The 20,334-nt window shown below is 46.2% G+C and carries 18 protein-coding genes and 1 riboswitch; of the genes, 11 read left to right on the top strand and 7 right to left on the bottom strand.

Features of this window, described 5'->3' with window-relative positions:
* Positions 1-187 precede the first annotated feature (187 nt).
* A complete protein-coding gene (locus tag gpAD87_RS10910) occupies positions 188-1,534 on the top strand; it encodes an amino acid permease (RefSeq protein WP_064638260.1) in 1,347 nt (448 codons plus the stop codon).
* An 18-nt stretch (positions 1,535-1,552) separates the two neighbouring features.
* Here the strand turns inward: gpAD87_RS10910 and gpAD87_RS10905 are convergent, their stop codons facing one another.
* From gpAD87_RS10905 to gpAD87_RS10880, 6 genes are all read right to left on the bottom strand, one after another.
* Positions 1,553-2,314, bottom strand: coding sequence for a YqcI/YcgG family protein (locus tag gpAD87_RS10905; RefSeq protein ID WP_064638258.1), 762 nt, complete (start codon positions 2,312-2,314; stop codon positions 1,553-1,555).
* A gap of 83 nt (positions 2,315-2,397) precedes the next feature.
* The gene (locus tag gpAD87_RS10900) at positions 2,398-3,024 is read right to left on the bottom strand and encodes a LysE family transporter (RefSeq protein ID WP_064638255.1); all 627 of its coding nucleotides are present in this window, start codon (positions 3,022-3,024) and stop codon (positions 2,398-2,400) included.
* A gap of 112 nt (positions 3,025-3,136) precedes the next feature.
* A complete protein-coding gene (locus tag gpAD87_RS10895) occupies positions 3,137-3,760 on the bottom strand; it encodes a DUF1989 domain-containing protein (protein ID WP_231952512.1) in 624 nt (207 codons plus the stop codon).
* A gap of 112 nt (positions 3,761-3,872) precedes the next feature.
* Positions 3,873-5,378 (bottom strand): amidase, encoded by a 1,506-nt coding sequence (locus tag gpAD87_RS10890; RefSeq protein ID WP_064638253.1) that lies wholly within the window; start codon positions 5,376-5,378, stop codon positions 3,873-3,875.
* Positions 5,379-5,514: 136 nt separating this feature from the next.
* On the bottom strand, positions 5,515-6,495 hold the full coding sequence (locus gpAD87_RS10885) for a DMT family transporter (RefSeq protein WP_063564970.1): 981 nt from the start codon (positions 6,493-6,495) through the stop codon (positions 5,515-5,517).
* A 144-nt stretch (positions 6,496-6,639) separates the two neighbouring features.
* A riboswitch (FMN riboswitch) is annotated at positions 6,640-6,791 on the bottom strand.
* Positions 6,792-6,874: 83 nt separating this feature from the next.
* The gene (locus gpAD87_RS10880) at positions 6,875-7,372 is read right to left on the bottom strand and encodes a DinB family protein (RefSeq protein ID WP_064638250.1); all 498 of its coding nucleotides are present in this window, start codon (positions 7,370-7,372) and stop codon (positions 6,875-6,877) included.
* Positions 7,373-7,508: 136 nt separating this feature from the next.
* On the opposite strand from gpAD87_RS10880, the gene gpAD87_RS10875 reads away from it, so the two are divergent.
* The 5 genes from gpAD87_RS10875 (at position 7,509) to gpAD87_RS10855 (ending at position 13,987) form a co-directional block, all read left to right on the top strand.
* The gene (locus gpAD87_RS10875) at positions 7,509-8,069 is read left to right on the top strand and encodes a CGNR zinc finger domain-containing protein (protein ID WP_064638247.1); all 561 of its coding nucleotides are present in this window, start codon (positions 7,509-7,511) and stop codon (positions 8,067-8,069) included.
* Positions 8,070-8,291: 222 nt separating this feature from the next.
* Positions 8,292-9,659 (top strand): amidohydrolase family protein, encoded by a 1,368-nt coding sequence (locus gpAD87_RS10870; protein WP_269453504.1) that lies wholly within the window; start codon positions 8,292-8,294, stop codon positions 9,657-9,659.
* A gap of 541 nt (positions 9,660-10,200) precedes the next feature.
* Positions 10,201-11,640 (top strand): amino acid permease, encoded by a 1,440-nt coding sequence (locus gpAD87_RS10865; protein ID WP_064638243.1) that lies wholly within the window; start codon positions 10,201-10,203, stop codon positions 11,638-11,640.
* A 313-nt stretch (positions 11,641-11,953) separates the two neighbouring features.
* On the top strand, positions 11,954-13,027 hold the full coding sequence (locus tag gpAD87_RS10860) for a hypothetical protein (protein WP_064638240.1): 1,074 nt from the start codon (positions 11,954-11,956) through the stop codon (positions 13,025-13,027).
* Positions 13,028-13,054: 27 nt separating this feature from the next.
* Entirely contained in the window at positions 13,055-13,987 is a 933-nt protein-coding gene (locus tag gpAD87_RS10855) for a tyrosine-type recombinase/integrase (protein ID WP_064638238.1), read from the top strand.
* Positions 13,988-14,396: 409 nt separating this feature from the next.
* Here the strand turns inward: gpAD87_RS10855 and gpAD87_RS10850 are convergent, their stop codons facing one another.
* The gene (locus tag gpAD87_RS10850; protein ID WP_063564963.1) at positions 14,397-15,326 is read right to left on the bottom strand and encodes an L-lactate dehydrogenase; all 930 of its coding nucleotides are present in this window, start codon (positions 15,324-15,326) and stop codon (positions 14,397-14,399) included.
* 312 nt (positions 15,327-15,638) lie between these two features.
* Between gpAD87_RS10850 and gpAD87_RS10845 the strand changes: the two genes are divergently transcribed.
* The 5 genes from gpAD87_RS10845 (at position 15,639) to gpAD87_RS10825 (ending at position 20,297) form a co-directional block, all read left to right on the top strand.
* The gene (locus gpAD87_RS10845) at positions 15,639-16,916 is read left to right on the top strand and encodes a VPS10 domain-containing protein (protein ID WP_064638236.1); all 1,278 of its coding nucleotides are present in this window, start codon (positions 15,639-15,641) and stop codon (positions 16,914-16,916) included.
* 135 nt (positions 16,917-17,051) lie between these two features.
* Positions 17,052-17,261, top strand: a complete 210-nt coding sequence (locus gpAD87_RS10840; RefSeq protein ID WP_063564961.1) for a hypothetical protein — start codon at positions 17,052-17,054, stop codon at positions 17,259-17,261.
* Positions 17,262-17,709: 448 nt separating this feature from the next.
* A complete protein-coding gene (locus gpAD87_RS10835; RefSeq protein ID WP_231952511.1) occupies positions 17,710-18,759 on the top strand; it encodes a collagen-like protein in 1,050 nt (349 codons plus the stop codon).
* 212 nt (positions 18,760-18,971) lie between these two features.
* On the top strand, positions 18,972-19,364 hold the full coding sequence (locus gpAD87_RS10830) for a DUF2500 domain-containing protein (RefSeq protein ID WP_062319566.1): 393 nt from the start codon (positions 18,972-18,974) through the stop codon (positions 19,362-19,364).
* A gap of 183 nt (positions 19,365-19,547) precedes the next feature.
* Positions 19,548-20,297 carry an SDR family NAD(P)-dependent oxidoreductase gene (locus gpAD87_RS10825; RefSeq protein WP_063563954.1) on the top strand — a complete coding sequence of 250 codons (750 nt, stop codon included), beginning with the start codon at positions 19,548-19,550 and terminating at the stop codon, positions 20,295-20,297.
* The last annotated feature ends 37 nt before the right edge of the window (positions 20,298-20,334 follow it).

Raw genomic sequence — 20,334 nt, 5'->3', positions numbered from 1 at the left:
TAGGTGCTTAAAGAATCACTTAAGATCTGTTACCAAAAGTATCGACGCATCAACAGCAACAAAATTAGTTAACGTAAACATTATTATGTAAACTCAATAAAAGTAAGTTTCATTTCTTTTTACCTTAATGACATAAAACCTCCATCATATGTAAACCGTAATGGGGTACGCATGAAGGAGGATACATATGAAAAGTCATGTGCATCAAAAAGAAGAAGAGAAACTGAGCTGGATTAGTCTTTCCTTATTTGGAGCAGGGTGTACGCTGGGAACCGGATTTTTCCTCGGAACAAGTCTGGCTATTCATTGGTCCGGTTTATCCGTGCTTGTACTTTTGGTGCTGGCTGCTGCGGGGACCTATTTTGTATTTGGAGCATTAGCTCAGATGACGGCAGAAGATCCGAAAGAAGGGGCTTTTCGAACATATGCCGGTGAAGCGTTCGGCCCATGGGCCGGTTTCGGAAGCGGATGGATGTATTGGTCTTCCGAAATGCTGATCATGGGCAGTTCATTAACGGCGCTCGGATTATTCTCTCAATTTTGGTTTCCAAAGTTTCCATTGTGGGTGTTTGTGGCAGTATATGCATGCATTGGATTGTTCATCGCCGCATTGGGAGCCAAAGGGTTAACTCAAACAGAAAATGTGCTTGCAGTAATCAAGTTAGCTGCAACGGTTGCTTTTATCGCGATTGCAGCAGCGGCTTGTCTGGGCTGGTTAGATGTAAAGATTACGCCGCAGAAAATAACGAATGAATGGTTCCCTCACAAAATAAAAGGCGTGTGGACCGGGTTTATTTATGCCTTTTTTGCCTTTGCCGGGATTGAGGTCATGGGTTTAATGGCAGCCAAGCTGAAAGAACCTAAGGATGCAGTGAAATCAGGCAGAGTGATGTTATTAACCGTCAGTACGCTGTATGTTGTGGCAATTGCCTTAATCCTTCTTCTGGTTCCTGCTGCTAAATTAACACCAGACGAGAGTCCTCTCGTCAAAGCGATGTCATCGATTGGATTTACGGTCGTGGTTCATATTCTCAATGGAATTTTGATAATCGCCGGGTTCTCCACGATGGTCGCTTCAATCTATGCGATTACATCCATGCTGGTTAAATTGGGTGAGGACGGAGATGCACCGAAGGTGTTTACGAAGACTTGGGGAAAAAAGAGCATGCCCCTTTATGCATTAGGATGCACTGCGGCCGGATTAATCCTTTCTACTCTCCTGGCATTATGGATGCCTAAGAGCCTATTCGAATATGTAACAACCGCAGGCAGCTTGGTATTAATGTATACCTGGCTTCTGATTTGCATCACGTATATCAAGAAAATGAAGCCAACAAGTTGGAATCGCATCAAAGTATGGATCGCCATGGTCCTTATACTTGCAGCAGTAGCTGGCACGGCTATGGAAAAAGCCAGCAGAAGAGGTCTGCTGGCAAGTATAGGTCTTGTTGTATTGATAGCCTTGATTACTTACATTGTTAACAAAGTACGCAAACCGCAACCTTCGCCATCTACTGAGCCATCAAACCCCTGAATGGGTGACTGGTATCAGCTATTTCGTCAATTTGCTAATGGCTTGCTTCATGCGCAAAAAGGGACATTTGGAAGGGGTCTGCTCGTCATCGGGCAGGAAATATTGTTTCCATTCCAGATTATCCTGCTCCCCATACCACATGAGCGAAGGATGAGCAGGAACGGCATCATATGCTGCCAAACGCTTACGAATCAAGGTTTTCATTTTCCGGCCAAGAGGTGTGTTGTCATTAATGGATTCAAACACCCACCTTGGTTGAAAAGCAAACATAAGATAAGGGAAGTGCCTACTGGCTCTAAGCTCATGCGCGGGAGTGGCACAGAAACAAAAGTAAGGCTCCCCGCCAAAGCAAAATTCCCATGTGGCTTCATGCGGATCAGTCGAAATATGTTCAGGCCAGGAGGCAGTATCGAGTGAGCTTACCCGGTTAAGCATCTCCCAGAACAAGGACTGATACTGCTCCACCGTTGTGTTGTTTCTCAAATCATCCGGTGTCTCGCAAATGACAACCAAAGAAGCGTAATGTCCCGTATCCCGAGAAACAGGTCCATATTGACGAAGTAATTCCGCCATGTCTTCAGCAGAAGCTTGTGTACGCGGATCCCTGGTGAATCCATATCTCAAATGTCCTGAGAGAAAACCGATCCTTCCGGGAACACAAGGATACGTATTATCCTCATCTGCAATCATATTGGAAAATTTTGAATAAGCGTCCTGCTGCCATTCGGGCAGACCTTTGAATGATGCATTTATTTCATCGGCACTGTACAGCTCTGCCATGGATTCCCCAACTCCATTCCACATGATACCGTTAACGTATTAATGCGGATGGCGTTGGGTGACTGTCCAGTGTAGTTTTTATGTCAGAAAAAGATAGATCGTACAGCTTCAAAACCGAAGTACAGGCCAAATCCGATCAGACAGATCCCTGAGATAATGGAGATCCAGCGCAAAACGGTTTCGTTGCTGCGTTTATGAAATCGACTAGCCATGCCAGCCATGATGACATCCCAGACAAGGATTCCTATGAAAATACCAGAACTGTATAGTAGCAGATGAGCGGTGTCGGTATGCTTTACGGTTGTAGCAAGGATAGAGCCGTAAATGCCGAGCCAGAATAAAATATTCAGGGGATTGGACAGGGCCATGAGAAAGCCAGAGACAAAAGATTTCCCAACCCTTGCTTCTGCTGTAGAAGAGGCCTGAATGCCGTCTTTTAACTTAGATAGTGTTTCCACACCGGTATACACCAGAATAAAACTGCCAAAAGACCAAAGAAAAGAGCGCATGAAAGGCGTGTCCAGAAAATGGGCAACTCCAAAGTAGATCAGAAGCATGTACACCAAATCGGCAAACATGGCTCCCAGTCCCAGAATCCAGGCATGCATAAATCCGTGGCGGGCTCCGCGATCCAACTGAGCGGCATTAATCGGACCAATTGGAGCGGATAGTGAGATTCCCAGAATAATATAACTAAACAGTACAGACATATACGCGTTCACTCCTTAACGGGTTCGACGAATTGTACCGGTAAGTCACACACATATGGGTACAAGTCATCGTATTCCCGTCTGGAGCAAATTAGAACAAGCTTTGCGTCGCTTAATCTGATATGGACTCTACATCCAGCTGAATGGCTGTACAATGATATCCGTTGCATGAGCTTTCTTCACATGGGCAGGCGGATAAACCGATAACCAAATCAGTCAATGCCTCCATCTCAACATAATCACCAGCCCGTGAGTCTGGAGCTACGACATCAATCTTTCCCAGATCATCTACAACCGATTTCATAAACAGATTAAATGGATAATGCTGATCCGGTGGCAAGATCCCGAACGGTTCAAGAGCCTGATTTAGGTTATGATAGCAGCTGGCATGATCCTTTTTGTCATATAATACTTCATACATTTCCGGACGACAGGCGGAGTTGAAAAAATCATGAACACCAACTGTGTCACGAACGATCTTAAGCAACGGCTGATATTGATTAGAATACACGGACTGTCCTGGTTTGATCCGGTAGGACCGCAGTACGTCCATCGTTACACCTGGGTCTAGTCGATTATTGGCATTTTGAGCATCATATGCAACAAAATCAACGACCTGCTGCCCCTCCAAATCGGTCACCCGAATTAATGAACCTTTATTTACCTTGACGGCATAACCCGTTTTGGCCGGGATACGAACAGACTGTTTATGGCGTTCCGTTGTATTCATATTCATTCGTCACATTCCTCCGCAGTTTTTGCTTTCAGTATGCGGAGCTGACATGGCTTTCATGCACATTGGCAAACATAAGGCTCACATTGAAAATGATACAGGTTGTATTCAGCGTTTATGCTGGAAACAGTGGATTACCCTTCATGCCGACCCATAGTTCGGATGTTTCCAGCTGACCAGCCAGATGAAGCAACCAGTCTTCACGGCCTTTGGTTGCCATAATCTGTACACCCATGGGCAGGCCTTCAGGAGTCAGATGCACAGGAACACTCATGGCGGGTTGACCCGTCAGATTCGCGAGCTGAGTGAACGGAGTGTAGGTAAGACTTGGTTCAAACATCTCATAAATCAACTGCTGCTGCTGGATCTTGTCCAAATCGCTAATACGCATCAGATGCTGAATTTGTTCATCATGAGGTGTCAATTCGCCGATTTTGGGTGCTGGAAAAGCATTGACAGGTGTGACATAAAAATCATACCGTTCAAACAATGTGGACATCTGAGCTGCGGCAACATCCCATTCGGCCAAACTATGTACGAATTCAGCAGCGGATACTTTTTTACCGGCTTCAGCCAGAACCCAGGACTCGATCTCCATATCATCAGAGGTTAATGCTCTACCCATAGAACGTTCCATCGAAGAGATCATCGCCGCCATTTCGCCGCTGTTCATCATGTAATAGTTCTCCATTAATTTGACACCATTAACCGGACTTAGTTTTTCTTCAACCTCATGACCTTGTTCTTCCAGCCAGCGGACTGTCTTATATACAGCTTGTTTGGCTTCTTCACTCACTGGTGTACCTACAGGCGAAGCTGTCGTGTAAGCAACTCTCAGTTTGCGTTGATGAGGGTAGTTCATATCAGCCAGATAGCTGCCTGGGAAGAGGGGAGCATGAAACGCAGCTTCCGGTTGAATCACTTGCAATGTATCCAGTAAAGCAGCGCTGTCGCGAACGGAACGGGACAAGGCAAAATCAATCGAAGCACCCTGCCACTGACGGCCAACCCCTGGTCCAACAGGTGTCCGTCCACGTGTAGGTTTGAGTCCGAACAAGCCGCTGAATGAAGCAGGAATTCGGATGGAACCGCCACCGTCACTTGCTCCTGCAAGGGGGACAATACCCGAGGCTACTGCGGCAGCGGCACCGCCACTTGAACCGCCGGGTGAGTGATTCGTATTCCATGGATTTCGAGTTGGACCGTGAAGACGGGGTTCGGTAATGTTTTTCAGGCCAAATTCCGGCGTATTGGTATGTCCAATGTTAATGAAGCCTGCATCGCGCAGACGGGAAACGAAATTAGAATTCCGCTGCGCACGATGCTCACTGAGAAGACGAGAACCCGAGGTGAGAATTTCACCTTCCAGGGATTGAGAGATATCTTTCAATAACAAGGGCACGCCGGCAAAGGGCTGCTCTCCCGGGCGAACTATACTCGCTTCTTGACGTGCACGTGTTTCATATGTTCGAATGACTGCATTGAGCTGCGGGTTCACTTCTTCCAGGCGTGCATACGCCGCTTCCAACAATTCGACAGGAGATATCTCCCGTGCGCGAACCAATTCAGCCAAACCTATAGCATCGTAAGATGTATACGAAAATGATGAAGACGAAGACATGATGATCGTTCCTCTCTAAATTGACTTAATCTACTATTCCATAAGTCATCGTACCACCGGAATAGCGAAAAGACAAAAGGCACTGAACATCTCAAAGGATGTCCAGTGCCTTAATTGATTTGCTTTTATATAAAATTCAATCCGTACGGAGCTTTGGTGCACCGTCAGCCGGAGTCGCTGATCGTTCTTGCTGTTTGGAGATGGCGAATAGGGCAATCCAGATGAGGATGAAGCCCACCAGTTGCTCCCATGTAATTAATGTGCGGAATGCAATCCAGTTTACCAGTACACCGGCCATCGGGAAGCTCAGTTCTGCGAGCGTTGCGACTGAGGCCTTGGTGGAGGAGAGCCCTTTGTAATATAACAGAAGACTCAGTAACCCTGGCAGTAATGCCTGACCCAGAATATTAAGTGCTACAGCCGCCTGTTCACCTGTAGCGGAAGGGAATGTCCAGGCAGCACCTTCGTTCCACGTCATAAAGATCAGCAGTGGCAAGGCTACGACAAAGCGCAGAGAGGTGACCGTTTCATAACGGGTTTGCCCCAGCATCAGCCGCCCCATAACTGTTGAACCGCCCCACAATGCAGCTGCACCCAGTGATAACAGGCTACCTGCATGAACCCAATTGTCCCAGTTGCCAAGGGGAAGGGTAAATCCGAACGTGAGCAGGTATGTTCCTGCAAGTGCAATGATAAACAGTCCACCGAAGCGGCGAGGCAATGTTTCTTTCAGCAGCAGCTTAGCCAGAACAATCGCAAATAGCGGCTGCATCTTTTGCAATAACAAAACGGTGTTGGGATCGTTATGCGTAAGTGCCAGGGTGAACAATACCGTGGCGAGAGCAGATCCTCCCCAGGAGATAAATATCACGGCAATCCAGTGGCGAGCACGCAGGTTTTTCAGATCGGCCCGGAACTTCCATAACACGGGAATCGCCACAAGGCTGACAATAATATGTTCCACCAGTACAATCTGTGTGGAGGTCATCGTTTTGAGCAAAATAATACGGAACAGTGGATCTACACCCCAAAGGGCGGCGCCGAGCACGACGAGCCAGAATCCGGTATTACTTCGTTCCTTGCGGTAAACTGTTGATGCAGGTTGTGTCTTTTCCATATTCAGGACTCCTTCGTCAGAACACGGAATCTTCAGTTGGCAAAATCGACAAAAGCCCCCGTTTTGGTATACACCAAATAAACGGGGGCTCAATCATTGACATGTCGTACGAAAATAAGCCTTTCCGTAACGGCATGTCAATGTGTTGATCTTCTCTCATCCGGACTGTACCGTCGGCCTTGGAGTCACACCAAGTCAGTCGCTGAATCCCTACATCGGGTCAAACAGCGAGTCGCGGGCTGGTTCCGAAGAACATCACCGCCGGTTGGGAATTGCACCCTACCCCGAAGATCCTATTCAATTATATAGTGTGTTGAACAAGCTGTAACATTAATAAGTTCATCTTATTCGTGTAAGCGCTAGCAGTTCAAGTGTTTTTTTAGAATATGATATTCCAGCTTCCCTGTTGTCTGCGTAGTAATACAATCTGTCCTGCATGATACGCATCGTGGAGTACCCAGCGGGCAAGCTCATGTGCCCATTTTTCATCCGTATCCATGTACGGGGCTTCAAGATCGGGTTCTTCTAATGAAGCGAGCTGATCACGAAGCTGTCCGGCTAATTGCGTTGTATTTTGCATAAGTACACTCCAGCCAGCAGTATCAGAAGGGTCGCCCGGATCTCCGAAGGTGGATTCATTGTTTTCGGCAGGTGCACCAGAGGGTGTTGTGCCCTGAATACAACTCAACAAACGATGATTATAGTAATACATATGGTTAACCAACTGCCAGATGCTTAATCCACCGGATGATGGAACCCAGGCTGCCTGTTCAGCAGTCAGTCCTTCGAGTGCCTTGGATAAAGGCACAATCCAGTTACATTGATCCCAGGTATCATCTTTCTGAATGAGCAATAGTTCTGTTGCTGTTGTAGTCATTGATTTTTCCTCCCTAAAATGAATTCATGGTAACTAGCTAAAGTGCTTAAATGTGGTTACAATTAATATAGCCCAAACATGAATAATTGTAACTATCTTTTTAAATTTAGGTAGTTACATTTTATCGGAGGTACGTATGGATAGACTATGGACTGATTTTGTGAACAGTGATTACCATGACTGGCGTGGTGGGGATCGTTCAGAGGACAGGCTTGGCAAAACCGAATGGCAGCAAGGATTTATCAAACAATGGCAACTGATTGCACCTGTACCTGCTTCTCCGGAAGAGGAGGGAGCCTTGAGAAACTTTAGAAATGAATTGCAGGCTCTTGCAACTCGTTTATCTGACGGAAATGCATTATCGAACCAAGACCTGGAATGGCTTAACTCCATGATGAAGGAAGGTCAAGTCATAAGAAAACTGAACGTTGGAGATGAGGGACTTAAGCTTTCACTTATTCCTGTAGGAACTCAATGGAAGCAGGTCATGGCTGAGGTAGCAGCCGATTTTGCCATCACCCTAGTTGAAGGGGATGGGGGAAGGATTCGTATCTGTGACAATACGGATTGTCGTTGGATGTTCTATGACGATACGCGCAGTAGAACCCAGAAGTATTGTGATGACAAGATGTGTGGTAATCTGATGAAGGTTAGAAGATTTCGGGCAAAACAGAAGAAGGATCAGCAGCAAGAGTAAAGTGTATGAGAGTAAGGAGTATGCATAGAGTGATTTGCGGTACTTTTCGACAACCGGGAAATGTTCAATAGGTTTTTTTGTAATCAAAATTGAATGTTTCCATCCTCTTCTATATAATGGTTATATACTTAAAATATTTCAGCTAGTCATTTCATCATCAGAGATTAACATCCGGGATTCAAGCGTATATCCAACAAAAAACAATGATTGGAGATGTGTCTTGTGGGGACAAGTTATCTACTGAAAAATGGTTGTGTATTGTCTATGGATTCGTCGGTAGGTCAGTATAAACGGGCGGACGTTCTTATTGAGGATTCTCTTATAACTGCTATCCGGCCCGACCTGAGTTGTATTGAAGCGGAAGTAATAGATGCATCGGAGATGATCATACTCCCTGGACTTGTAGATACGCACCGGCATGTATGGGAATCACTTGTAAAAACAGCGGGAACCAACTGGTCACTGCCGGTCTATCTGCAGAATCTCTACTATGGAGCGATGGGAAGTAAACTCCGGCCACAAGACAGCTATATCGCCAATTTGCTCGGTTCTTTGGAAGCGCTTAATGCAGGAGTGACCACGGTGCTTGACTGGAGTATGCCGTATTCCCCGGAGCATACGGATGAACTGATTCGCGGACTTCAGGATGCGGGTATTCGGTCGGTTTTCGCTTATGGTCTACCGGGTGAGACGCCCTACTGGAACAGAGAGAGCAAGATGACGTATTCGAATGATGTGAGAAGAGTCAAGGAACAGTATTTTTCTTCACGGGATCAGCTTCTCACGTTCGGCCTTGCAATTCGTGGTCCGGAGTTCAGCCATTGGGATACCACAGTGAAGGAAATTCAGCTTGCTCAAGAGCTTGATGCGATATGTTCAATGCATGTTGGCTTTGGAAGCTGGGGATCCGTAGATCGTTCGATAAGTAAAATGTATGAGGCTGGTTTACTGAGCCCAGGTCTGAACGTCGTACACGGAAATACGATGGATACGGATGAGTATAAAATGTTGGCCGATAGCGGCGCCTCACTGTCCGTCACACCAGAAGTAGAGATGATGATGGGGCATGGGTATCCGGCAACGGGGTACTTCCTTGAAAATGGAGGAACTCCAACGCTCGGAGTCGATGTTGTAACATCGACGGGTGGGGATATGTTCTCCCAGATGAAATTTGCACTTCAAGCTGAACGTTCCCGTGAAAATGAACAACTTTTGCTGCAGGGTGAAATGCCTGGCGAGCTAAATCTTCAATCCAGTCAAGTTCTAAGATTTGCAACTTCTGCTGGGGCGAAGGCTCTGGGACTTGAGCGGAAGATCGGTACACTTACGCCAGGTAAAGAAGCAGATCTGATTATGATCCGAACCACCGATCTTAACTTGTTCCCGGTGCATGATCCGGTTGGAGCCGTCGTTCAATTTGCCAATCCATCCAATGTGGATACCGTGTTTGTAGCAGGTCGGCCGGTGAAGCGCGAAGGCAAGCTGCTGCATGTCGATCTGAATGAGGTCCGGCGGAAGGCTTTGGACAGCAAGGGTTATCTGCTATCTCAATATCGGATGTCGGATGCAGAGCGAATTGTATTTTCATAAGTTAGACGATCCATGTGAGTGAAAGGTGATTCTCTTCCGGAATGAATAGAGTGGATGTTCTCATCTCGTTTATAGATCTAATAGCGTTACAAGTGATGGGCCGCATACGGATATGCGGCTCTTTGGCGTAGTGTTTATCGTGCAACAGGACAGGGGGAGCAAGGAATAAACCGCAAAAAGAGCCGAAAAGGCACTGTATTTGCATAGTTGCATGTAACAACGAGTTTATGATGTTTTGGTAAAGAAAAAAGCTGTTAAAAAACTGCGCATAATATAAATTATACGCAGTTTTCTTTTAAATCGATTTTTATATTCGCCCCTGTCCAACAGATCATGATAAATTTCGTCTAGAACGCACAAAATATACCTTCACCCAAAAATAAATTTAACAAAGCAACGCGACAAAGTGTAGAAATCAATAGATTTTTGTAGTTGATCGGTAAGATAGAACAAAGGACTTTTTCATAGAACAGATGACTCAAACAAAATATTTGAAGTAAAGAGACACTTTCATCATTTTCAATACGAGAGGAAACTGTGTATGAACCAAAACCAGAATCGATCTTCCCTGTTTAGAAAAAAACCGATTGCCACCGGAGAGAACCAAAGCAACATGTTGAAGAGGGTCCTGGGTCCGCTTGATCTGATGACCCTCGGGGTAGGTGCGATCATCGGTACGGGTATCTTTGTACTCACAGGCGTTGCTGCTGCAAAATATGCAGGTCCCGGTTTGGTACTGTCTTTTCTGCTGGCAGGTATTATCTGCGCCTTCGCTGCATTGTGTTACTCGGAGTTTGCATCCAGTGTGCCTGCTTCAGGAAGTGCGTATACATATAGCTATACCGCTTTTGGCGAAGTCATTGCCTGGATTCTTGGATGGGATCTTATTCTGGAGTATGGATTTGCGAGTGCGGCTGTTGCCAGCGGTTGGTCTGGATATTTTCAAACGTTATTGTCCGGATTCGGGTTGCAATTACCCCATGCGCTCACCAGTGCATTTAGTCCTGAAAAGGGAACCTATTTTGATATCACCGCAGCGGCGATCACGTTAATCATTACATTCCTGCTCACCCGAGGGGTGAAAGAGGCTGCTCGCGCTAACGGAATCATGGTAGCGATTAAAATTATCGTGGTGCTGATCTTCATCGGTGTGGGTGTGTTCTATGTGCAGCCGGATAATTGGCAACCGTTCCTTCCGTTCGGTATTTCAGGAGTAACCGCAGGGGCGGCAACGGTATTTTTTGCTTACATTGGGTTCGATGCTGTCTCTACGGCTGCGGAAGAAGTGAAACGTCCTCAACGGGACTTGCCAATCGGTATTATTGCATCCCTTGCGATCTGTACGGTGCTTTACATCGTTGTATCGTTGATCCTGACAGGGATTGTACCTTATCACATGCTGAATGTGAGTGATCCGGTTGCCTTTGCCTTTGAATTTGTACAGTTGAAAGGATTGTCCTGGATTGTTTCGCTTGGAGCGATTACGGGAATTACCACTGTATTACTTGTAATGATGTACGGCCAGACACGTTTGCTTTATTCCATGTCACGAGACGGACTATTGTCTCCGGTGTTCTCCAAAGTCAGTGGCAAAAGCCAAACACCTGCTACAGGTACTTGGGTTGCTGGGATCATCGTCGCTTTATTCTCGGGTTTCATCTCACTTGGCCATCTGGCGGAGTTGACCAACATCGGAACACTGTTTGCTTTCGCGGTTGTAAGTCTGGGAATTATCGTATTGCGTAAAAACAACCCGGAACTCAAAAGGGGATTCCGCGTGCCTTTCGTCCCATTGATTCCTATTCTGAGTGCTGTTGGTTGTATGTATCTCATGACACGTCTTGCAGCTCTCACCTGGATTACGTTCTTCGGTTGGTTAATTATTGGTTTAATCATCTACTTTGCCTACGGTCGTCATCATAGTCATTTGAATCCGGCACGGCGTATATCGGACACGTTCAAAACAACAAAGGGGAAATAGCTGTCATAGCTGATTCCTACATTGTAGAGATATCTTGAAAGGTTAGTAAATTAATTTGTCACACTGAAACTATACGTTAATAGAGTCAACTGCATTGTCTCATACTGCATCGCCAAAGCGGCGCGGTATGGGGCTTTTTTTGTGAGAGCAGTTCATGAAATGCAAAAAAAAGCAGAGATAGATAAGGCTATATTTGGGTATCTAATAAGTAATACATCTATCCTTGTGAGCGGAACCGGGGTTGCGGTCAGGGCAAATATGACATATATTTGGGGGTGTGATATGCCATCAGACATAGGAGAGGGGATGTATCATGAACACACCATTACATACCAATCAACATCACCATAATTCGAATTTCGGTTTTGCATTGGCTGACTCAGCCGTACTTGCCGAGACAAAGCTAATCCTTTCACATCCAGATGACACAAACAAATTTCAATTGGATATTGATCCGCAGCGCCGTTTGAAGGATGGACGCAAGGTATCGGTTGTTGCGCAGTATATGGATGCACCGCCGGATCGGCAAGATGCCATTATCATATATGGGGAGGAGCTGGGATTTGTACAATATGCAGTTACCCTGCGACCAGACAGTACATGCTCACTCACTCCCATTGAAGGAATAGATCATCCGATCGTATTGAATTTGGGTGACTTTGCAGAAGGGGAGTACGAGCTGCGAATTTCACTGCATGTCAAAACACCCCGCATCGCAGAGGGACCACTGGAGCCCGAGCAGCATGCCATGGTGAAATATGCTCAGGTGGTAACTGTTGCGATATGTCTGTTTCCAGCCGAAGTTGTGCAGATGAACGAAGTACCCGAGACGGTCTGGACACGGGATAATCATGTGTTTGACTCGTACGGTAGTGGTGGCTTTATTCTCGCAGATCTGCCTCGTATGGCGAAACGTGTAGAAGATCTGATCGGTTCTGGAAACCATAATCTGATTGAACAATTCAGTGAGGGTGACCTTTCGGACACCTTGCTTGAGGAAGGTCTCATGGCGATTGCCTGGGGAGTAACACCTTGGTGTTATTCGATATATTCGGCTCCGGATGAACATTCGAGAACTATACTTTCGGTAGACAAGCTGGGTGATGAACCTCAGACCACAGGAATATACTGTGTGCATCCTGAAATTAAACAATTAAGTATCGTGCCGGTAAACGAATTGGCATACTGGCCATCCTGTGCAGAGAAAGCATGGCCTGTAATTGATGTTGCGGGTGAAGGCGAGACGTTGCGTCTGGACTTGTATGTTCAGATCTGTGAATCAGTGAATGGACTGCACGAAAATCCACTACCTTCATTTGTACTCACCCGCAGTGAGGGACAACCCGAAGCGATCATTCCACTAATCGATGTCGTAATTGTAGATTAATAAATAGAAGTGTGGTGACGAACACAGATGATGACCGAAGAGATTCAGGAGCAATACGCCGATGAGCTTGAAGCTTTTCATATATGGATGAAAGATGCGGGCTACACGGGACATACGGTAAAATCATACACAGGTGACGTTGCTGAATTTCTCGTCTCTATTCATGGAAAGTCACTGGAGCAGGTCAAAAAACTTCATGTGTTATCCTTCTTGTCCCGAGCTCGGGAACGAGGGGTAAGTGACTCGACGCGTAATCGGAAACACGCTGCGGTGAACTGTTTTTATAAGTCATTGATTGAGCTTGAATTGGTGACCAATAACCCTGCTTTTGGAATCAAGAAATCCAAAACCGAGCAAAATCGTGCCCCCGTCTTCCTTGATGAAAGCGGTTTGGAACGATTTTTGCAATCGGTCGAAGGCAAGTATCGTACACGAAACCTGGCTATTTTTCTGCTCATGGGATACATGGGATTGCGGGTTGGAGAGGTTCATGCCTTGAACTGCAAAGACTATAATGCGGAACGGCGCACGCTGGACGTATTCGGTAAGGGGCGGAAATGGCGTAAACTGCCTGTGCCTGAGACCGTTGCCGAACTGTTATCCCAGGCTCTTCAGGAGCGGCTGGATCCATGGCGGGCGAAGGAAGAGGCATTATTCGTTTCGCAAAAGGGGAAACGATTGTCGATACGCAGTATTCAGCTTATATCGACTGAAACCTTTGAACGTTTTCAGCAGGAATCAGCCTCCAATCAGCGTGTGCACTATTCCAGTCATAAACTGCGTCACTCCTTCGCGACCATGATGCTTAGACGTGGAGCAGATCTGCGAACGGTTCAGGAGTTGCTGGGTCATTCCTCCATTCAAACCACCACAGTTTACACCCACGTGACTAGCCGGGAGAAGGAGGAAGCGATGGCCTTGCTGGATGTAAAACTTCCCGCGTTTGTGGCTGATATGTAAAAGATAAGCTTTGTTTATATAATAGAAGAAAGTAATGATAGAGAAGCCTGTCCAAAACGACAGGTTTTTTTTGCATTTTGATGGAGTGGATTATTAATACTTTTAATGGAAAATGAGAGGCGATCTGAAATTACAAAATAATTCCCTTTTTATTGTTACAGAATAATTATTATGTAAACTTAAATTGAAATCAATGTTTACTTTTCTTTTCCATATGAAATAGGGTGATATACTACCCAGACATTGACCTTCAATTGAAACTTAACGATATACAACAGTGTAAGCTATTAATAAGACCAAAGGACCACTCGCATCTTGGCAATGAAGATACAGGTGGTCCTTCGGTTATACAACCTTAACGCTATTTACTCATTAAATAACGTGATTAGTCACAGGCCTGGAATTGGATTTACTCCAGTCCGGCAATCTGTTCCTTCAATTTGTTAGCAGAGGCTTGGAAAGCGACTTTCTCCGTCTCATTCAAAGGAAGTGGCAAAATCTCGCGCACACCGTTGCGATCAACTACACATGGAACACCCAGATATACATCGGATACGCCATTGTAATCTTCCAGCAATGTGGAAACGTTCAGTACGGAGCCTTCATTGCCCAGAATGGCAGCTACAATACGGTCCAAAGCGAGCGCAATTGCATAGGAAGTGGCACCTTTGGCATTAATAATCTCATAAGCTGCATTTTTGGTCCGGTCGAAGATATCTTGTTGTGTTTCTTCATCCAGATCCAGATTCGTTCCTGCAACGTTGGCGAGACTCCATACCGGTACTTCTGAATCGCCATGCTCCCCGATAATATGAGCGTGAATACTGCGTGGATCAATTCCTTTGTTTTTACCAATAAGGTAACGGAAACGTGCGCTGTCCAGCAAAGTACCAGAACCAATTACGCGTGAAGCGGGCCAACCGCTTTGTTTCCAAGAAGTATAGGACAAAATATCTACAGGGTTCGTTGCAATCAAAAGAATACCATGGGAATTAACCTCAGTTATACGTTCAATGATCTCTTTGAAAATGCTCGCATTTTTCTTCAGTAGATCAATGCGAGTCTCTCCTGGTTTTTGGGAAGCACCTGCAGTAATAATAATGATGTCTGCGTCTTTGCAGTCGGAGTAATCGCCTGCCCATACTTTAACGCCTCCAGTAAATGGGAGACCGTGGTTCATATCCAGCATTTCGCCGGTAGCCTTATCATGATTCACATCCACAAATACCAACTCGGACGAACGCTGTCTTAACATCAGCGTGTATCCCGTTGTTGTTCCCACCGCACCCATGCCTACAATAACGACACGACTTGGTTTGAGCGCTGCACTGTTTACCATTTTCATATCCTCTCCTTTTTGGGGTATACTTCCATCCATATTAAGGGATAAGCGTGCGAAAAGCGAGCCATGTCTATAAACTTTTTCACATTTCATGTCTTTTTACGGAGGATTTCGTCGAAAACCTGGTTTATGTTTTATACAAGAAACAGATGCAGTAAAATGATCGCTGTCTGCTTCCAGAGAGTGGAGATGAACCTTTTCGACATCGTTTGTGTTAGAATAGGAGCAGTGGATTCAGATGAATCGTAAAAACAACATGAATGGACAGGCATGCGCGCCTGCTTATTGGATGAGAGAGGTGGAAACCACTTGCGTTCGCAATGGATCAAAATCGCGCAGACAGCATTGCTGTCTATCGGTATAGCTGCTCTGCTGGCGGCTTGCACCGATTCGGGAGAGACCCCGGTGGCAGAGCCGCCGCAGGAGCAAGAAGATAACGGGAATATGGGCCAGACCTTAACTGTTGTTCCCCCCGCAAACAGTACACAAGCTTCGGATACAGCCAAATATCAAATTCAGACCCGTTTAACCGATTTCCAGTTGCTTAATGGTAACGGTGGATTAGCGTGGGGAGTGACGCGGAACGCCCTGCGTCTGTATTATACTCAGGATCAGGGAAGTACCTGGACCAACATCTCACCTTCGGAAAATGTTCAGTTTCCGGCTAATCCGCAATATGGACAAAGCATTTATTTTGTAGATAGTACACATGGATGGATTGTTCGTGAAGGAATGGGTGGAACAGATACGATGGTGCTGCGCACGAATAATGGTGGAGCGAGTTGGAGTCTGTCCTCCTTATCGAAGACGGATAAAGTGACGGCCATTACATTTGTTTCTCCTGAGAAAGGCTGGATACTGACAACAGTGGATACTTCCATTGGCAAGCAAGACAAGAAATTGTATCTTACCGAAGATGGCGGTATTACCTGGAATCAGATGACTTCGAGTGACGAAGATGGTAAACCAGCATCTGCAGAGATCCCTACACGGGGTTATTCAACTGGGATGACGTTCTCGGACTCGGATCACGGGTTCTTGACCGCTCTAGAGTTCGGTACGCCGAAATTGTACGTTACAGCGGACGGTGGCCAACATTGGAAGTCGGGCCCGTCATTCTTTGACCGAAACAAATTTAACGGATGTGGTAATTTTAACATCAGCTCGCCACAGTTTTTTGGACGGGAAGCTCAAACTGCCTGGATGTCAATATCCTGTTCTCAAGGGGAAAGCACCAAATTCAACGGGTTTTTCACAACAAATGGCGGAGAGAGCTGGCAGTTATCAACGTTCAGTCTGAATAAACAAACCGGAATCAATCGCGGTCTGACTCCTACATTTCTAAATCCCTTGGAAGGCTGGGTCATGCAGAAAGGCAAGACTTATTACACGAAAGATGCCGGCAAGACTTGGAAAGCACTTCCTACAAGTGAAGTACTGGAAAACATTCTTAAAGAGTACCCTGAGATCGTCAAGCTCCAAATGGTTTCTTCGAAACTAGGCTGGATTTTGGTCGAAAATACAGATGCCAAAAGATCACTGTTGCTGCAAACCGTAGACGGCGGTGTGCGTTGGAAAGTACTATAATTGAGTTCGAATAAAACGTCTTAAGAAAGGGAACCTACGGGTTTCTTTTCATTTTAATTACTTTGTGAATTAAATCACAATAAATCCCTTCAAATGATGTTATATTGAATTCAAGAAGAGATGGGAGTGATGAACATGAGAACGAATGAACAAGCTCAATTCACGCAGGCGGACGAGTTAACCAGATACATGCTCCAATTATGCTACACATGTGATGATGCCAACCGTTGTACCACTGAGGAAGAAGTCAAAGCCTGCATGGCGAAGCACGCACAGGCAGATGAACCGGAGCAAGCGGATGGTGAAGAAGTCACTCGCGGATTCATGGATCTGATGTACGCTTAGACTCATAGAAAAAGTGTCAAATGTTCTGAATATGACAGTCCGATTGTTAGGAAACATCTCCAAGCGGGGATGTTTCTTTTTTGAGCGGATTTCCTCTTGATTATGGAATCAAAATCACGAAAGAGATTTATAAGAGAAAGATACATAATTGGCCAAAACATAATAAATCAAAACTATATACTATTACGATCAGAGCCTTTTTTTAATTTTAGTCATCTATAATCGGGCTAATCTACGATGTTAATAGCCTCTTTTTCCTAAATATAGGTTGTAGTTTAGTTGAATATGGTTTTTCGTCCATACACCAAACTAACCACATACGTACGTTAAACTATGTCTATAGGGAGGTGTCCACACGATGAGCAGTTCAGAAGAGAAGAAGCGATCTAAGAGGAAAAAGGTAACGGTATATCCCTGCAAATCTAAAAGAAAAAATTGCAAAGTGAAGGTGACTAAAAAATTAGTTCAGGTAAAATGTCCGCCGCCTAAAGTGAAAATTATTACGCCTACGGTCACTGGTCCAACAGGACCACAAGGTACTCAGGGCGCACAGGGAATTCAAGGACAGCAAGGGGTGCAAGGACCAGCTGGAGCTCAGGGTCCGGCCGGAGGCCCTCCAGGTCCACAAGGACCTCAAGGTCAACCTGGACCAGCGGGAGCCATGGGTCCACAGGGGCTGGCTGGTCCAGCCGGACCGATGGGCGTGCAGGGTATTCCTGGGGAACAAGGACTTGTGGGTCCACAAGGACCTCAGGGTGTGCCTGGCCCAGCTGGCGCTATTGGACCGCAAGGCTTTCCCGGTGCGACTGGGGCCACGGGCGCAGCTGGTGTTGCAGGTCCAGCAGGTGCCACGGGAGCCACGGGTGTTGCAGGAGTGGCGGGTCCAGCGGGGCCTACCGGAGTGACAGGTGCTGCAGGATTGGCAGGTCCAGCAGGTGCCACCGGAGCCACGGGTACTGCAGGAGTGGCAGGTCCAGCGGGGCCTACCGGAGCGACAGGCGCAGCTGGTGTTGCAGGTCCAGCAGGCGTCACAGGAGTAACGGGTGTTACTGGAGCTACAGGTGCAGTCGGAGGCGTTCTGGGATTTGCTGATTTCTTTGCGCTGATGCCTCCAGACAATGCTGCAACGGTTGCTCCGGGCACGGATGTAAGTTTTCCGCAAGATGGGCCTACAAGCGGGACTACAATTACTCGTACCGGACCTAGCTCATTTAATCTAGCAGCAATAGGCTCCTATCTTGTATTGTTTCAAGGAAGTATGAACGAGGCTGGGCAACTTATATTGACACTCAATGGCGCTGATCTCGCCTATACCGTAATCGGTCGGGCAACAGGTACAACGCAAATGCCTGGGATGGCTATCGTGCAAACAACAGTAATTAACTCCATACTGACTGTACGAAATCCAGCTGGAGAATCAACGGCACTAACCATGCCCCCCCTTGCCGGCGGAACAAGACCTGTATCGGCACATCTGGTTATTACTCAATTAGCATAGAGAGGGGATAGGTACTTCAACTGGGATAACGTTCATTCATCAAGGCGCTATCCCAGTTGGTGCCAAGGAATTCATTAGGAAGATCAGCATTGATATGTTAATACATATTGGATTTGGATCCGAATAACAAGTTCCGTGTTATCGTGCATATATATTACTGAAGACGGGTCAAGACTCCGGCTGTCCTAGGTTTGATGAACGGAGGGAGAGACATGGGCATTGAATCATCCTGGATGTTTGATTTTTTTGGAACCGTCTTTCCGGTAGTATTTGTCCTGATTATAGGTATTGTTCTTCTGTCGGTAGGGAAAGAAGTATGGAGATGGGGTCGCAATAACTCAGAGCCTCTGCTTACCGTACCTTCCCGTATTACCAGCAGGAGAATGCAGATGAGTCAGTCGCACTCCGAACCAGGAAGTACAGCCCGTACGCTTTATTACATCACATTTGAAGTGGAGAGCGGGGATCGTCTCGAATTCAAAGTGAATGGTGATGAGTACGGCTTGTGCGCCGAGGGAGATGAAGGTCGACTCTCTTTCAAGGGAACGCGTTATGTAGGCTTTGAACGCTACAATCGTTTGTATTCAGAGCGTGTACGCGGATAAACCGGCTGGCTTGCGCCAAAGTGGCGTAAGCTTTTTTTAATTTCTTTTATGGACAAGCGTTTCTTAATGGGGCTAACGTGTTTTTATATAAGAAGAGACTTTATTCAATTTATGGTCCATATTCGGTGAGTTGATGTAGGCTTATGTAATGAATGGACCATCCCAATAGAGGAGGAAATGATGATGTCATTTACAGATCAAGTTGTGGTTGTGACGGGAGCAGCCCAAGGAATCGGTCGAAGTGTAGCTGAGGCCTATGCGGTTGCAGGGGCTAAAGTCGTACTTGCCGACTATCAGGAAGCGGAAGGGGCTGCTGCGGCAGCTTCGATTCGCAATGAAGGCGGAGAAGCCATCTTTGTCCAGTGTGATGTACGTCAAGAGAAGGATATAACAAACCTCATTCAAACGACAATGGATGAATTCAAACAGATTGATGTGCTCATAAACAATGCGGGTGTATCCAGATGGAAGTCTCCCTATGACCTAACGCTGGAAGAGTGGGACGATATACTCAATACCAATGTGCGAAGTTGCTTTCTCGCAAGCCGGGAAGCGGCCAAACATATGAAGCACAACGAAAATGGTGGAGCAATTGTGAACATGGCCTCAACACGTGCGTTGATGTCAGAGCCAGAAACAGAGGCTTATGCTGCGTCCAAGGGAGCTATCGTGGCGTTGACACATGCGATGGCCGTATCCTTGGGTAAAGACAAAATTCGGGTCAATTGTATCAGTCCGGGATGGATTGAGACAGGAAATGTGGAGAAATTGAAGCCAGAGGACCATGAACAGCACCCGGCAGGGCGTGTAGGTGTTCCTTCGGATATCTCCCGCGCTTGTTTATATTTGTCCGATCCGAGCAATACCTTTGTCACAGGGACCAACCTGATTATTGACGGGGGCATGACCCGAAAAATGATATATGAGGACTAGTACCGGGATTTCTCCGGTCAATTGTAAACTTTTGAAA

The sequence above is a fragment of the Paenibacillus sp. AD87 genome, from assembly GCF_001659845.1.
Lineage (GTDB): Bacteria > Bacillota > Bacilli > Paenibacillales > Paenibacillaceae > Paenibacillus > Paenibacillus marchantiae.
Note: the sequence above shows the minus strand (reverse complement) of the source record. Positions and strands in the feature narration are given on the sequence as shown.

Excerpts from the sequence above, each read along its gene's own strand:
- gpAD87_RS10905 (WP_064638258.1), bottom strand. The coding sequence starts at position 2,314 with ATGGCAGAGCTGTACAGTGCCGATGAAATAAATGCATCATTCAAAGGT.
- gpAD87_RS10865 (WP_064638243.1), top strand. The coding sequence starts at position 10,201 with ATGAACCAAAACCAGAATCGATCTTCCCTGTTTAGAAAAAAACCGATT.
- gpAD87_RS10855 (WP_064638238.1), top strand. The coding sequence starts at position 13,055 with ATGATGACCGAAGAGATTCAGGAGCAATACGCCGATGAGCTTGAAGCT.
- gpAD87_RS10840 (WP_063564961.1), top strand. The coding sequence starts at position 17,052 with ATGAGAACGAATGAACAAGCTCAATTCACGCAGGCGGACGAGTTAACC.
- gpAD87_RS10830 (WP_062319566.1), top strand. The coding sequence starts at position 18,972 with ATGGGCATTGAATCATCCTGGATGTTTGATTTTTTTGGAACCGTCTTT.
- gpAD87_RS10825 (WP_063563954.1), top strand. The coding sequence starts at position 19,548 with ATGTCATTTACAGATCAAGTTGTGGTTGTGACGGGAGCAGCCCAAGGA.
- gpAD87_RS10895 (WP_231952512.1), bottom strand. The coding sequence starts at position 3,760 with ATGAATATGAATACAACGGAACGCCATAAACAGTCTGTTCGTATCCCG.
- gpAD87_RS10900 (WP_064638255.1), bottom strand. The coding sequence starts at position 3,024 with ATGTCTGTACTGTTTAGTTATATTATTCTGGGAATCTCACTATCCGCT.
- gpAD87_RS10880 (WP_064638250.1), bottom strand. The coding sequence starts at position 7,372 with ATGACTACAACAGCAACAGAACTATTGCTCATTCAGAAAGATGATACC.
- gpAD87_RS10885 (WP_063564970.1), bottom strand. The coding sequence starts at position 6,495 with ATGGAAAAGACACAACCTGCATCAACAGTTTACCGCAAGGAACGAAGT.
- gpAD87_RS10850 (WP_063564963.1), bottom strand. The coding sequence starts at position 15,326 with ATGGTAAACAGTGCAGCGCTCAAACCAAGTCGTGTCGTTATTGTAGGC.
- gpAD87_RS10890 (WP_064638253.1), bottom strand. The coding sequence starts at position 5,378 with ATGTCTTCGTCTTCATCATTTTCGTATACATCTTACGATGCTATAGGT.
- gpAD87_RS10875 (WP_064638247.1), top strand. The coding sequence starts at position 7,509 with ATGGATAGACTATGGACTGATTTTGTGAACAGTGATTACCATGACTGG.
- gpAD87_RS10860 (WP_064638240.1), top strand. The coding sequence starts at position 11,954 with ATGAACACACCATTACATACCAATCAACATCACCATAATTCGAATTTC.
- gpAD87_RS10910 (WP_064638260.1), top strand. The coding sequence starts at position 188 with ATGAAAAGTCATGTGCATCAAAAAGAAGAAGAGAAACTGAGCTGGATT.